Origin of the sequence: Pseudoalteromonas undina (genome assembly GCF_000238275.3) — a bacterium.
GTDB lineage: Bacteria > Pseudomonadota > Gammaproteobacteria > Enterobacterales > Alteromonadaceae > Pseudoalteromonas > Pseudoalteromonas undina.
In genome coordinates this window covers 25,834-39,668 of record NZ_AHCF03000001.1, presented here as the reverse complement: position 1 = coordinate 39,668, position 13,835 = coordinate 25,834, and the positions used below count along the sequence as shown (strand labels likewise).

The window sequence follows — 13,835 nt, the reverse complement described above, 5'->3', positions numbered from 1 at the left end:
AGTTCTAAATCGTATAAGGAGGTGATCCAGCCCCAGGTTCCCCTAGGGCTACCTTGTTACGACTTCACCCCAGTCATGAATCACTCCGTGGTAAACGTCCTCCCGAGGGTTAGACTATCTACTTCTGGAGCAACCCACTCCCATGGTGTGACGGGCGGTGTGTACAAGGCCCGGGAACGTATTCACCGCGTCATTCTGATACGCGATTACTAGCGATTCCGACTTCATGGAGTCGAGTTGCAGACTCCAATCCGGACTACGACGCACTTTAAGTGATTCGCTTACCTTCGCAGGTTCGCAGCACTCTGTATGCGCCATTGTAGCACGTGTGTAGCCCTACACGTAAGGGCCATGATGACTTGACGTCGTCCCCACCTTCCTCCGGTTTATCACCGGCAGTCTCCTTAGAGTTCTCAGCATTACCTGCTAGCAACTAAGGATAGGGGTTGCGCTCGTTGCGGGACTTAACCCAACATCTCACAACACGAGCTGACGACAGCCATGCAGCACCTGTATCAGAGTTCCCGAAGGCACCAAACCATCTCTGGTAAGTTCTCTGTATGTCAAGTGTAGGTAAGGTTCTTCGCGTTGCATCGAATTAAACCACATGCTCCACCGCTTGTGCGGGCCCCCGTCAATTCATTTGAGTTTTAACCTTGCGGCCGTACTCCCCAGGCGGTCTACTTAATGCGTTAGCTTTGAAAAACAGAACCGAGGTTCCGAGCTTCTAGTAGACATCGTTTACGGCGTGGACTACCAGGGTATCTAATCCTGTTTGCTCCCCACGCTTTCGTACATGAGCGTCAGTGTTGACCCAGGTGGCTGCCTTCGCCATCGGTATTCCTTCAGATCTCTACGCATTTCACCGCTACACCTGAAATTCTACCACCCTCTATCACACTCTAGTTTGCCAGTTCGAAATGCAGTTCCCAGGTTGAGCCCGGGGCTTTCACATCTCGCTTAACAAACCGCCTGCGTACGCTTTACGCCCAGTAATTCCGATTAACGCTCGCACCCTCCGTATTACCGCGGCTGCTGGCACGGAGTTAGCCGGTGCTTCTTCTGTCAGTAACGTCACAGCTAGCAGGTATTAACTACTAACCTTTCCTCCTGACTGAAAGTGCTTTACAACCCGAAGGCCTTCTTCACACACGCGGCATGGCTGCATCAGGCTTGCGCCCATTGTGCAATATTCCCCACTGCTGCCTCCCGTAGGAGTCTGGGCCGTGTCTCAGTCCCAGTGTGGCTGATCATCCTCTCAAACCAGCTAGGGATCGTCGCCTTGGTGAGCCATTACCTCACCAACTAGCTAATCCCACTTGGGCCAATCTAAAGGCGAGAGCCGAAGCCCCCTTTGGTCCGTAGACATTATGCGGTATTAGCAGTCGTTTCCAACTGTTGTCCCCCACCTCAAGGCATGTTCCCAAGCATTACTCACCCGTCCGCCGCTCGTCATCTTCTAGCAAGCTAGAAATGTTACCGCTCGACTTGCATGTGTTAGGCCTGCCGCCAGCGTTCAATCTGAGCCATGATCAAACTCTTCAATTAAAAAGTTTTATGTCTTTCGACAGCTCAATGAATTCTGAATTTATTTAATATCTTTCGATATTGAATTGACTGTGCTGCAATTCCTACCTAAGTAGTTATTGCTGTTGGTCACTCAGTTTCAATTGAGACTCTAAATTTGTTTGCCTCACTACCTAAGTAGCTTGGCTGTTAGAACTCAATCTGTACGAGTGCCCACACAGATGATTGCTTTATATTGTTAAAGAACGTTGCGACGTTGTCGCTAGGGATGCGTATAATACATCCTTTATTTTTCGAGTCAACACTTAATTTTAAACTTTCTTACGATGATTTAAACTCAAGTTTTATTTAACTCTCTGAGTAGTTCGTGCCTCGCTATGCGTTGGCGTTCCCCGTCTCAGTGGGGTCGCATTATAGGGAGAACAGATTTTTACGCAAGTACTTTTTTAAAGAAAAACTAAAAAAACACACTGTTCGGTTAGTATCTGAACGAAAGCAGGTGAAACTGGTAGTTTTATAATCAATATAGGCTTTGCTGGCACTAAAATAAGCGCTACTGTTACACTAATACTCTTAATATGTTTAATTTAAAGGTGCATATATGGCAATACGTTCTTATAAAGGAATCACTCCTGCGTTTAATGAATCTGTTTATGTAGACGAGTCGTCTGTATTAGTCGGTGATATCACTATAGGTGATGATAGCAGTGTATGGCCGTTAGTTGCTGCCCGCGGTGATGTTAACCATATTCGTATTGGTCAACGTACTAATATACAAGATGGCAGCGTTTTACACTTATCAAGAGCAACAAAGAATAATCCAGACGGCTACCCACTTATTATTGGTGATGATGTAACCGTTGGTCATAAGGTAATGCTGCATGGCTGCGTATTAGGTAATCGTATACTTGTGGGTATGGGCGCTATTATTATGGATAATGTGATTGTAGAAGATGAGGTAATTATTGGTGGCGGTGCTTTAGTACCCCCTAATAAGCGTTTAGAATCTGGTTTTTTATATGTAGGTAGCCCAGCAAAACAAGCTCGCCCATTAACAGAGCAAGAGCTGAGCTTTTTAAAAGTGTCTGCTGATAATTACGTGCAGCTTAAAGATGAATACTTAGCTGAAGATGCTAGTTAATTTAACTAACTAAACTCACTTCTATTTGACCTGCCGAGTTATAGCATTCATCTTCAATAAGCTGCTCGGCACGTTCTTCATAATCAAAACGGTATTGCTCAAAATAACGCGTTGCATGACTCTCATCGGCTAAATTTAAACTACTGACAGCAATCACACACTCAACTAGCATGCCATTTACTTGTGCAAAAAAAACTAATTGATGAGTTGGCTCTCTAAATTCGAGTCGATCTATAAACTGTATTGCTTGATTCATTTAAGCACTCCCTGCTTTAGTGCAGTAATAACAGGAACAATCTCAGGCATTTTATTTCGCCATACATAATAAGCTTGGGCGGCTTGCCCTACTAGCATGCCACTGCCATCTAATAGCTTAGCTGCTTTATTGTGTTCGCTGACCCAATTCATGAATAGCGTATTTTGCGTGGCGTAAAACATATCATAAGCCATTTCACATGTGCTTAAGTGCTTTTCGCTTAACGCAGGTAATTCGTTATTCATGCTGCTCGAGGTTGAGTTAATAACTAAATGATAATCAGTAAAAGGAAGGTCGTCAAAACCATATCCCGAAACATTGCCATGCCCAGTAAAGAGCTTTGCCAATGTTTGGGCTTTGTGTACTGTGCGATTAACAATAACTATCTCTGCGGGATTTTGCTCTAGTAAAGGTAAGATCACTCCTCGAGCAGCGCCACCCGCACCAATGATCAACAGGCGTTTACCTGTTATCGTTATTTTATTGGTCAGTAAGTCGTTAACAAAACCAGTGCCATCAGTGTTATCACCGAGTAAACTGCCATCATCGCGCTTTTTAAGGGTGTTCACTGCGCCTGCCAGTTTGGCAACTGGGGTGAGTTCATCGGCTAAAGCAAAAGCCTGCTCTTTAAAAGGAACAGTGACATTGGCGCCTTTTCCCCCTTGCTCAAAAAAAGCAGCGACTGTTTTTTCAAATCCATCGATAGGTGCTAATATTGCGCGATAGTCGATTTGCTCTCCCAATGATTTTGCAAACTGCTGATGAATAATGGGAGATTTTGAATGTTTGATTGGATTTCCAAAAACCGCATATTTGTCCATTTTAAACAACCTCTTCGCAGTTTTAGTACTGCCTATTAACGATGATAAATTTATGATTAAAAGACTCTTTTCAAGATCAAAGCCGTCTACAACTACGCAAGCACCTACGCCAGATAAAACCCCGTATGAAATCATTGGTGGAGAAGCCCCCACGCGTGCAATTGCTAATAGATTCTACGACATAATGGCCAGCGATGAATACGCTAAACCGTTATATGATATGCATCCTCAACCATTAGACAGAATTCGCCAAGTATTTTTTGAGTTTTTATCCGGTTGGCTTGGTGGGCCTGACCTATTTGTTGAAAAGCATGGCCATCCGATGCTGCGTAAACGTCATATGCCGTTCCCTATTGATCAAGACTTACGTGATCAGTGGATGTATTGCATGAATAAGACCTTAGATATAGAAATAGATAACCCTGTGTTACGCGAAGGCTTACGTCAATCACTGGCTCAGCTTGCCAGCCATATGATTAACCAGCATTAACCTACCTCGTTCTTTAATTGGGGATTATTTGCGCTAAGTCAAAATCCGCTTTTCTAAAATATAGATAATACCCTATCAAATAATTAGAAAAGCGTGGCGCGTGTGAAATCAATCCAACATAAAATTTATGCTTTATTAGCTCTAACTGGCGTTATTGTATTAATAGCCAGTATTTTTAGTAGTGCTAGCCAACAGCGCACGCTCGCCCAAGATACGGTGGCAGAAAACATTAAGCTGCTTGCCGATAATTATTTTGATTCAATAAACACCATGATGCTAACCGGTACTATAGCTAATCGAGAATTATTGAGCCAAAAGCTACGCAAACACCCTAATATAGAAGATGCTCATATTATTCGCTCCGATATAGTTAATAATCTGTATGGTGCCGGAAATAAAAACCAAACAGCAAGTAATAACAACGAACGCGAAGCACTAAAGGGTAAAGAAAGCTTATTTATAGAGCAAAACACCGATAGCCGCAGTATGACCTACCTACGTCCTATGTATGCTAGCTCTGATTATAAAGGTACTAACTGTTTAGGCTGCCACCAAGCGCAAGAAGGCGATGTACTAGGCGTGGTAAAAATTAGTTATTCCTTAGCTGATATTGATAATGAGGTAACTTACAACACCTTAGTAACCACCAGCCTACTTTCTACTATTTTTATTATTGCCTTTGTGCTGCTAGGTATAGTGTTTAGAAAAATATTTATAGTGCGCCTTAAAAAGCTCGGCCATGCAATGCACTTAGCCACTACCAATAAAGATTTAACCTTACGCATTGAAGATAACGCCGAAGATGAACTCGGCTGGCTTGCCACTAGCTTTAACCAAATGATTGCTACGTTTAAAGATAATATTGCTCAGGTATCTCACTCTTCAAAAGTACTTATTCATTCAGCAGAGAAAATTTATACCTCGGCCGATACCACTGAGCGCGCTATTTTAAAACAAAAGAAAAGTACCGATTCGGTGGCCGCAGCCATTAATGAGCTAGAAAGCTCATCCAATGAAGTAAGAAACACCACTCATTTTGCTCAAGAAAAATCTGAGAACAGTAATGAACTAGCACAACAAAGCATGCAGGTTGCTGAGCAAACCGAACTCAGTATCAATCAGTTAGCAGAAGATGTACGCCAAGCGGCAGATCAAGTGAGACAACTACAAGAGCAAACGCTTGAAGTGGGAAAAGTACTTGAGGTGATCAGCAGTATCGCCGAGCAAACAAATTTATTAGCGCTTAATGCTGCCATTGAAGCTGCCCGTGCAGGTGAAGCTGGCCGAGGCTTTGCCGTTGTTGCTGATGAAGTACGTACTTTAGCAACTCGAACTCATGCATCTACTGATGAAATACGTCGCACAATTGATAAGCTGCAGTCAGAAGCCGCGCAAACCGTTAAAACCATGGGGGAGTCCTGTGCAGAGGCAGACGAAAGAGCGCAACAAGTACAGCAAGTTGCACAAGCTTTAAAAGATATTTCAGGGCAAATGAATGAAATAAATGAGCTCAATATACAAATAGCCGATGCAACAGAGCAACAAAACCAAGCTGCTGAAGAAATAAATATAAGTGTTGTTGGTATTAGCGATAACGCCGAGCAATCATTAGTGGATGCCGATGAAAATCAAAAAGTCAGTGAAGAGTTACTCAATTTAGCTCGTTCGTTAGATGAGCAGGTACGCAGTTTTAAACTTAAACAATAATTTTAAAAGCCAGTCAATAAGTAGCTTATTGACTGGCATATCATTCTTAGCCCAGTGCTAACCAATCTCGAGGCTTTAAAAAATCTTTATATAGTAATGCCTCTGCGCTGTCTTCGGCTGGGGTATAGTTATACTCCCAACGGGCTAAAGGTGGCATCGACATTAAAATAGATTCCGTACGGCCACCGCTTTGTAAACCAAACAATGTGCCACGGTCCCAGACTAAATTAAACTCAACATAACGACCACGGCGGTATAATTGGAAGTCGCGCTGCTGCTCGGTGTACTCATCGTTTTTACGACGTTCAATAATAGGAACGTAAGCATCTAAAAAGCCATTACCCACCGATTGCATAAATGCAAAGCTTTGCTCAAAACCTAACTCATTTAAATCGTCAAAAAATAAGCCGCCTACGCCGCGGGTTTCATCACGATGTTTTAAATAAAAGTATTCGTCACACCATTTTTTATATTTTGGATAAACATCATCGCCAAATGGCTGACACACATCGTGCGCAACTTGGTGCCAATGCACTACATCTTCAAGTACAGGGTAAAACGGGGTTAAATCAAAACCACCACCAAACCACCAAATCGGTTCTTCACCTTCTTTTTCGGCAATAAAAAAGCGTACATTGGCATGGCTTGTTGGTATATGTGGGTTTTTAGGATGAATCACTAACGATACACCACACGCATGAAAACTACGTCCTGCAAGTTCAGGTCTATGTGCAGTCGCAGAGCCCGGCATAGAGGCACCAAATACATGAGAGTAATTAACTCCGCCTTGCTCAATCACATTACCATTGGTGATAACGCGAGTACGACCACCGCCGCCCTCTTCTCGCTGCCAGCTGTCTTCAACAAATTGTGCTTTCCCATCTGCTGCTTCTAAGCCTTGGCAAATGGTATCTTGCAAAGCCATAAAGTAGGCTTTTACTTGTTTTAATAATTCGCTTTGCATAGTTAACCTCTGAATATATTGCCTGTTGTGGCATCTTTAATGGTGCTTGGTTGTGTATTACCACCTAATGGTTCATCAACATAAAAACTAACCTGCTCTGCAAACTGCTGCTGCGCCTCAACAATACTTGTTACCGTTGCTTGACCAGTTAAATTTGCACTTGTTGATACCAATGATTTACCAAACTCTTGGCATAAACGTTTAACTGTAGGATGGTTAGTTACTCTCACTGCAATAGTATCAAATTGCCCTGTTAACCACTTCGGCGTGGTTTTAGCTGCAGGCATAACCCAGGTAATAGCACCAGGCCAACTTGAAAAAATATCAGCGCGCTTGTCCATGGGCAACTTAGCATCATCCACGTACTTTAATAATTGCCCGTAATTGTCAGCAATTAAAATAAGCCCTTTTTCAACTGGGCGTTGTTTAATATCAAGTAAACGTTCCACCGCCTGTTGATTGTCAGGATCGCAACCTAAACCATAAACAGCTTCGGTTGGGTATAAAATAACATCGCCGTTTTCTAAGCTTGTTATTGCAGCAGATAAAGAAGAAAGGTCAGACAAAATTGTCTCCAGAGATATTTACGTTATTCAGTGGCAGCAAACTTATGCATACAGCTTTTTTGTGGACATTGTAACACAACGCCACTCGCGGCTTTTTTCTCAGTAACAACTGGCCAGTCACATACTGGGCACGCTTGAGCTACAGGTTTATGATTAAGCGTATATTTACAGCTTGGGTAACAGTCGCAGGAATAGAATACTTTACCAAACTTATTACTGCGTGAAACTAAATGCCCCTTTTTACATTTAGGGCAACCAACCACAGGCTCTTCACTTGGGGTGTCGTCATCGTCACTGGCAATATAGTGGCATTCAGGATAACCCGTACAACCAATAAACATACCGTAGCGACCATTTTTCACCACCAGCGGCTTGCTACACTCTGGACACTCGCTGTCCTCAAGTACTTTTATTTCATTGCTATCATGATGGGCAAGCGGGCGAATAAAATCGCACTTTGGGTAACTAGCGCAGCCTAAAAAAGGCCCCGACTTACTATTACGAATGACGAGTTCTGAACCACATTGCGGGCATATCTCATATTCTTTTTCTAGGGCGTGTTTATTGGCCGAGAAAAGTGAATGATCGATTTTACTCATGTAAATCCTAGTGGTTGGTGAATTTTCGCCTAATATACCCAAAACCCTTAAAGATACAAGCTATGGCGGTCGGTTTGTTAACGCTGAAAATAATAAAACACCCAATAATGGTTAATGTAACACTTCGCTAGGCTCATCAAAAATAAGATCTTCCATTTGCTCATACGCCTGCTGAGAATCAGGGGCATTAAATAACACCATCAAAATTAACCATTTTAAATCTTCTAAAGTAATGGCTGAATTATCAAGCGCCGCCAAACGATCCATCACCATTTCACGAGTGGTGCTATTAATAACGCCGGTTTGTTCAACAAACATTAAAAAGCCACGGCATTCAGTATCAAGAACTCGACACTCGCTATCGGTAAAGATTCGCACTGCATGCTGCTCAGTGGCTAATAAATAAGGCGACTCATTACTATATTGTAATGCGGCAAGTTGATCTAACCAGTCAATAGCTTTGTTTATTTCCGGCTTGTTAAACCCAGCGCGCAGTAGCTCATCAGTAAGCTTACTTTGCTCAACAAAAACATCGCTTTCGCTGTGAACATAGTTTTCAAATAAATACATAAGAATATCAAACATATTATCCTCCAGCGCTTAATTTAATATAGCCGTCTAATACTCGCTCAATTTGATCGTCTAACTCTAAATCAAGCAATCGCGCTTGTACTTTATCAATTGGCCACTGCACTCGACGCATAATATCGTCCACACTGGTCACCTCAAACCCGATACTATTAAGTACCTCGCAATCTGAGGTTACAGCATCAGTTAACTCTTTATAGTTTAGACCAGAAGGGTATGAAAAGTTCATCTCATCAAGGATATCTGCGACGTTCTCAACCAGCTTAGCACCTTGCTTAATTAAAAAGTGGCTAGCTTGTGCAAGCGGATTTTTAATTGAACCGGGTACCGCAAAAACTTCTTTATTTTGTTCAAGCGCGTAACGTACCGTAATTAATGAGCCGCTTTTAATTTCGGCTTCAACAATTAAAACGCCTAAAGAGAGCCCTGAAATAATACGATTGCGCCGTGGAAAGTTGTGCGCATTGGCAGTCGTACCAGGCAAAAACTCACTAACCAATAAGCCTGTTGCTAATACTTGCTCTGTGAGTAACTTATGGCGTTTGGGATAGTAAATATCAACGCCTGTCCCTAGCACTGCAATGGTTTTACCATTTCCTGCCAATGCTCCTTTATGGGCAGCGCCGTCAATGCCACGCGCCATACCAGAGGTTACTGTTATGCCAGCAAGCGTTAGCTGATGCGCAAACTCAGCAGCAATTTCAAGCCCCGTAGTCGTTGCGTTTCGACTGCCAACAATGGCTATTTGCGGCGAAGCCAGCAAGCTGATATTTCCTTTACAAAAAAGTAATAATGGCGCACTAGCTATTTGTTTGAGGTGTTCTGGGTAGGTGGTATCAAAAATACTAATAACAATAATGTTTTGTTGGCTGATCAACTGCTCATAATGTGCAACTTGCTGCCAATTAGTATTAAGTAAATTGCTAGCTTGATGAGCCGTTAAACCTAAGCTAACTAGCTCAGCATGCGATAAAGAAAACAGCGATGCTAAGCTGTATTGTTTAGACAGGGCTAAGAGCGTTTTAATCCCTAACCCCTTGCATAAGTATAAGGCAAGCCAATGATTTAACTTGCCACACGATTGCTCCATGTTCCCTCCTAGAACACCGACTCGCTACTTAATGAATAACTGCTAAATCTCCAATGCGAATTGGGTACTGATTTTTAGTGATGAGTGCATAACTAACTTTGTCATACACTTTAAAAATAATCATTTCACCAACTTTTTCTGCTGGCATTTTCCACGTAATGCTATCTTCGTCGCTCTCTGAGCCAAACAACTCGCTAGTAGCGGATACTAGTTTTTCTAAACGACTTGAGTCTTCTGTATAACGCGGACCTCGAGCGCCATCAATTACTTTAGGTGATTGACGTTCAATATCAATTACATGACCTACTTCAACTTGTTGTTCAGAGCCTAAGTTTAGCACCACCACATCCATCGTGCTAAATTCTCTCACTTCACGGGGAGAGGCAATTACATGACCCTGCAACGGCTGGGTAGGACGATGCATATTAAAATACACCGGCAGCATCTGTCCTTCCATCGCGGGTAATAAAAAATCACCTTGCTTGATTTCGCGCTTAACTGATTCAACTCTGACTGAGGCAGGTTCACCATTAGCCGCATCACCAGCTCTAAAAGCGCGAGCCATACCCACATAAGATGCTCTACTCGCTAGCTTTTCACCTGTTTTAGGATCGGTGTAAGGCGCCCCTTCATGGTAAATAGCATAAGCCTGATTGCGCTTTAAGTTACCTTTAACATATAAAATATGATCGATTGTTTGGGTTTTAGTATTTTCGTTTGCACCCAAAATGTAGGGTTTTTCTTTTATCGTATCGCTGTTTATCGCTTGTTCAAACGACAAATACGGTTTAATCAACTCAAGCGGTAACGTGGTGATAGCGTCTTTCCCTTTAGGTGTAATACGCCCCATAGGTGATAGCTTTCTATACGCTTTATTAATCACTAAACGCGGATTACCGTCTGCATCGTAAATTAATGCTAACGCATCGCCCGGGTAAATAAGATGAGGGTTGTCTATTTGCGGGTTCATTTGCCATAACTCAGGCCAAAGCCACGGCTCGTTTAAATATATCGCTGAGATATCCCAAAGCGTGTCACCTTTTTTTACAACGTATTGTTTAGGAGCGTCTTTTTTTATAGTTAGTACATCTGCTAGAACAGGAAAAGCAGCACCTAATGCAAGTATTATTGCAATGAATGGAGATTTCATTGAGCTTCCTCATAGTGTTTTTTCATTATTATTAATCAAAACCTGTTAAAGGGGAACGTGAATGGCTAAAATAAGAACATACGATACCCTAAATTTAAGCATAAGTGTAAAAGGTAACTATGGCTAGGTTAGAAGTTTTAAGATTTCCAGATGAACGTTTACGTACAATCGCAAAAGAAGTAACTGTTGTTGACGACCAAGTACGTGAAATCGTCAAAGATATGCTAGAAACTATGTACGATGAAAATGGTATTGGACTTGCTGCTACGCAAGTTGATATTCATCAACGTATTGTGGTGATCGATGTATCAGAAGAGCGCGATGAACCGCTAGTACTTATCAATCCACAAATTATCAAAAAAGATGGCTCTACCGTGAGCGAAGAAGGCTGTTTATCAGTTCCTCACTCCTACGCAAAAGTTGATCGCGCAGAAACCGTCACCGTGGCTGCACTCAACGAAGAAGGTAAAGAGTTTATTCTTGATGCCGACGAATTATTAGCGATTTGTATTCAGCATGAGCTTGATCACCTTCAAGGTAAATTATTTATTGATTATTTATCTCCATTAAAGCGCCAACGCATCCGTAAAAAGCTTGAAAAAGAAGCGAAGTTTGCAGCGCAATAATAAGCACCTTAGTAAATAATTAGGAAACTCAGTGACACAACCATTACGCATTATATTTGCCGGTACGCCGGACTTTGCTGCACGCCATCTGCAAGCACTCATCAATAGTGAACACCAAATTGTGGGCGTTTACAGTCAACCAGATCGTCCAGCGGGTCGCGGAAAAAAACTAAAAGCCAGTGAAGTAAAAGCGCTTGCACTAGAACATGACCTCCCTGTTTTTCAGCCGCAATCTCTCAAAACAGATGAAGCACTTGAGGAATTAAACAGCCTCAATGCCGATATTATGATTGTGGTTGCCTACGGTTTAATTTTACCTAAAGCCATTTTAGATGCCCCGCGTTTAGGGTGTTTAAATGTGCATGGTTCTATTTTACCTCGCTGGCGTGGTGCCGCACCTATTCAACGTGCTATTTGGGCAGGCGATCAGCAAACTGGTGTAACGATAATGCAAATGGATGAAGGGCTAGATACCGGCGATATGCTGCATATTAGCCGCTGCCCTATTGATAATACTGAAACCAGTGCCAGCTTATACACTAAGCTTGCTGAACTCGGGCCTGATGCATTAATCGATACCATAAATCGTTTAGCCAACGGGGAAATAACGCCTGAACCACAAAACGATACCGATGCCAATTACGCTAAAAAACTCTCAAAAGACGAAGCTAACATTGATTGGTCTATGGATGCCGAGCAAATCGAGCGCAACATTCGTGCCTTTAACCCATGGCCAGTATGCTTTACCCAAATGAGTGGTAATACGGTAAAAATATACCAAGCAAATGTGGTTGAACAATCAGGCGCAGCTGGCACTGTCTTAGCAAGTGATAAAAACGGTATCGTTGTGGCTTGTGGTAAACACGCTTTATCTATTGGCGAATTACAACCACAAGGCAAAAAGCCAATGGCAATTAATGATTTTTTAAACGGTCGTAGCGATTGGGTCACACCCGGCACTGTATTAGGCGAAAATAATGAGTAATGTAAGCAATGTCAGAGCGCTAGCCGCTGAAACTTTATATAACGTGGTTGATAAAGGCGCATCGCTTAATCAAGAGCTTCCTTTCGCTAGCCAAGGCCTATCACCTAAAGATAAAGCCTTACTGCAGCAAATTTGCTACGGAGTATTACGTTACTTACCTAGCCTAGAAAATTATTGCCAGCATCTAGTCGAGCAACCGCTTAAAGGCAAACGTCGTATTTTCCAGTTTTTATTGTATGTGGGCATTTACCAACTACAACACATGCGTGTACCGCCGCATGCAGCAATTAGCGAAACGGTTAATGCGTTACAACAATTGCGTGCTCTTGGCTTAAAAGGACTTATTAACGCCATTTTACGAAGCTTTCAACGTCAGCAAGTTGAACTTGAAGAAAAAGCCAAACAAATTCCGGTATGTTTATACAACCATCCAAACTGGTTTATAAAGCAAGTAAAAGAAGCCTATCCAGATCACTGGGAAGACATTCTAGAAGCAAACCAACAGCAAGCGCCAATGTGGCTGCGAGTGAATCAATCTCAGTTTAGCACCCAAGAATATAGCGAAATGCTAACCGCTAACGATATTGAACATACTCTAAACCCTGATTTTATTGATGGCATTAAACTAAGCAAACCACGCGATGTGTTTTCACTTCCTGAGTTTGATACCGGTGCTTGTTCAGTACAAGATGCGGCAGCGCAGCTTGCAGCTCGCTACCTAGACCCACAAAATGGTGATGCAATACTTGATGCCTGTGCAGCGCCTGGTGGTAAAACCTGCCATATTTTAGAGCTTGCCGATGCAGATGTACTCGCGCTTGATAGCGATGCCACACGATTAGAACGTGTTAAACAAAACTTAGAACGAATTGGTTTGGGCGCCGACTTACAATGTGGTGATGCATCGCAACCTCACACTTGGTGGGACGAAGAGCAGTTTGATCGTATTTTGTTAGATGTACCCTGCTCTGCAACGGGCGTAATTCGTCGTCATCCAGATATAAAATGGCTACGTCGCGCATCCGACATTAACGACTTATCGACCCTACAAGGCGATATACTCGATAGCATTTGGCCATTGTTAAAACCAGGCGGCACATTAGTGTATGCAACTTGCTCGGTACTTCCTCAAGAAAACCAACAACAAGTTGCTAAGTTTTTAGCTAATAACGACGATGTGGAGCATATTCCTCTGCACAGCGAAGACACAAAAACCACACCAGGCTTACAGCTGTTACCAGGTGAAAGTGACGGTTTTTACTACGCTAAATTAGTTAAAAAAGCCTAGTATTGCCACGCAACACATTTAACTACCTCGCTTTTGA

The 13,835-nt window shown here is 42.6% G+C and carries 14 protein-coding genes and 1 rRNA gene; 6 read left to right on the top strand and 9 right to left on the bottom strand.

Going from position 1 to position 13,835, the window contains the following annotated elements; genetic code table 11:
- Positions 1 to 14: 14 nt before the first annotated feature.
- Positions 15 to 1,548: ribosomal RNA gene (locus tag PUND_RS00180) — 16S ribosomal RNA — on the bottom strand.
- A gap of 580 nt (positions 1,549 to 2,128) precedes the next feature.
- Between PUND_RS00180 and PUND_RS00175 the strand changes: the two genes are divergently transcribed.
- A complete protein-coding gene (locus PUND_RS00175; protein WP_010392775.1) occupies positions 2,129 to 2,668 on the top strand; it encodes a gamma carbonic anhydrase family protein in 540 nt (179 codons plus the stop codon).
- A gap of 1 nt (position 2,669) precedes the next feature.
- Here PUND_RS00175 and PUND_RS00170 read toward each other — a convergent pair whose 3' ends face one another.
- Both PUND_RS00170 and aroE read right to left on the bottom strand, forming a co-directional pair.
- On the bottom strand, positions 2,670 to 2,924 hold the full coding sequence (locus PUND_RS00170; protein ID WP_008467093.1) for a DUF1488 family protein: 255 nt from the start codon (positions 2,922 to 2,924) through the stop codon (positions 2,670 to 2,672).
- Positions 2,921 to 3,745 carry a shikimate dehydrogenase gene (gene aroE / locus PUND_RS00165; protein ID WP_010392772.1) on the bottom strand — a complete coding sequence of 275 codons (825 nt, stop codon included), beginning with the start codon at positions 3,743 to 3,745 and terminating at the stop codon, positions 2,921 to 2,923. The genes PUND_RS00170 and aroE overlap by 4 nt, the downstream gene beginning before the upstream one ends.
- 52 nt (positions 3,746 to 3,797) lie before the next feature.
- Between aroE and PUND_RS00160 the strand changes: the two genes are divergently transcribed.
- Both PUND_RS00160 and PUND_RS00155 read left to right on the top strand, forming a co-directional pair.
- Complete coding sequence (locus PUND_RS00160; protein WP_010392770.1) at positions 3,798 to 4,235, top strand: group II truncated hemoglobin; 438 nt, start codon at positions 3,798 to 3,800, stop codon at positions 4,233 to 4,235.
- Positions 4,236 to 4,337: 102 nt separating this feature from the next.
- Positions 4,338 to 5,942, top strand: a complete 1,605-nt coding sequence (locus tag PUND_RS00155; protein ID WP_010392769.1) for a methyl-accepting chemotaxis protein — start codon at positions 4,338 to 4,340, stop codon at positions 5,940 to 5,942.
- Between the two features lie 46 nt (positions 5,943 to 5,988).
- On the opposite strand, the gene hemF is transcribed toward PUND_RS00155, so the two are convergent.
- The 6 genes from hemF to PUND_RS00125 form a co-directional block, all read right to left on the bottom strand.
- A complete protein-coding gene (hemF, locus tag PUND_RS00150) occupies positions 5,989 to 6,906 on the bottom strand; it encodes an oxygen-dependent coproporphyrinogen oxidase (RefSeq protein WP_010392766.1) in 918 nt (305 codons plus the stop codon).
- A 2-nt stretch (positions 6,907 to 6,908) separates the two neighbouring features.
- Positions 6,909 to 7,472 (bottom strand): L-threonylcarbamoyladenylate synthase type 1 TsaC, encoded by a 564-nt coding sequence (gene tsaC / locus PUND_RS00145; RefSeq protein WP_010392763.1) that lies wholly within the window; start codon positions 7,470 to 7,472, stop codon positions 6,909 to 6,911.
- 23 nt (positions 7,473 to 7,495) lie between these two features.
- Positions 7,496 to 8,071 (bottom strand): DNA topoisomerase family protein, encoded by a 576-nt coding sequence (locus PUND_RS00140; RefSeq protein WP_010392760.1) that lies wholly within the window; start codon positions 8,069 to 8,071, stop codon positions 7,496 to 7,498.
- A gap of 111 nt (positions 8,072 to 8,182) precedes the next feature.
- The gene (locus tag PUND_RS00135; RefSeq protein WP_010392756.1) at positions 8,183 to 8,656 is read right to left on the bottom strand and encodes a DUF494 family protein; all 474 of its coding nucleotides are present in this window, start codon (positions 8,654 to 8,656) and stop codon (positions 8,183 to 8,185) included.
- Between the two features lies 1 nt (position 8,657).
- Entirely contained in the window at positions 8,658 to 9,749 is a 1,092-nt protein-coding gene (gene dprA / locus PUND_RS00130; protein WP_010392754.1) for a DNA-processing protein DprA, read from the bottom strand.
- A gap of 28 nt (positions 9,750 to 9,777) precedes the next feature.
- Positions 9,778 to 10,899: a LysM peptidoglycan-binding domain-containing protein gene (locus PUND_RS00125; protein WP_010392750.1), complete on the bottom strand. Its 1,122-nt coding sequence runs from the start codon at positions 10,897 to 10,899 to the stop codon at positions 9,778 to 9,780.
- Positions 10,900 to 11,018: 119 nt separating this feature from the next.
- Here PUND_RS00125 and def point away from each other — a divergent pair, with 119 nt between their 5' ends.
- From def to rsmB, 3 genes are read left to right on the top strand one after another with little or no spacing between them, the layout of a single operon-like run.
- Positions 11,019 to 11,525 (top strand): peptide deformylase, encoded by a 507-nt coding sequence (gene def, locus PUND_RS00120; RefSeq protein WP_008112927.1) that lies wholly within the window; start codon positions 11,019 to 11,021, stop codon positions 11,523 to 11,525.
- Between the two features lie 31 nt (positions 11,526 to 11,556).
- On the top strand, positions 11,557 to 12,510 hold the full coding sequence (gene fmt, locus PUND_RS00115) for a methionyl-tRNA formyltransferase (RefSeq protein WP_010392748.1): 954 nt from the start codon (positions 11,557 to 11,559) through the stop codon (positions 12,508 to 12,510).
- Positions 12,503 to 13,798 (top strand): 16S rRNA (cytosine(967)-C(5))-methyltransferase RsmB, encoded by a 1,296-nt coding sequence (gene rsmB / locus PUND_RS00110; protein ID WP_010392746.1) that lies wholly within the window; start codon positions 12,503 to 12,505, stop codon positions 13,796 to 13,798. The genes fmt and rsmB overlap by 8 nt, the downstream gene beginning before the upstream one ends.
- Positions 13,799 to 13,835 lie beyond the last annotated feature (37 nt).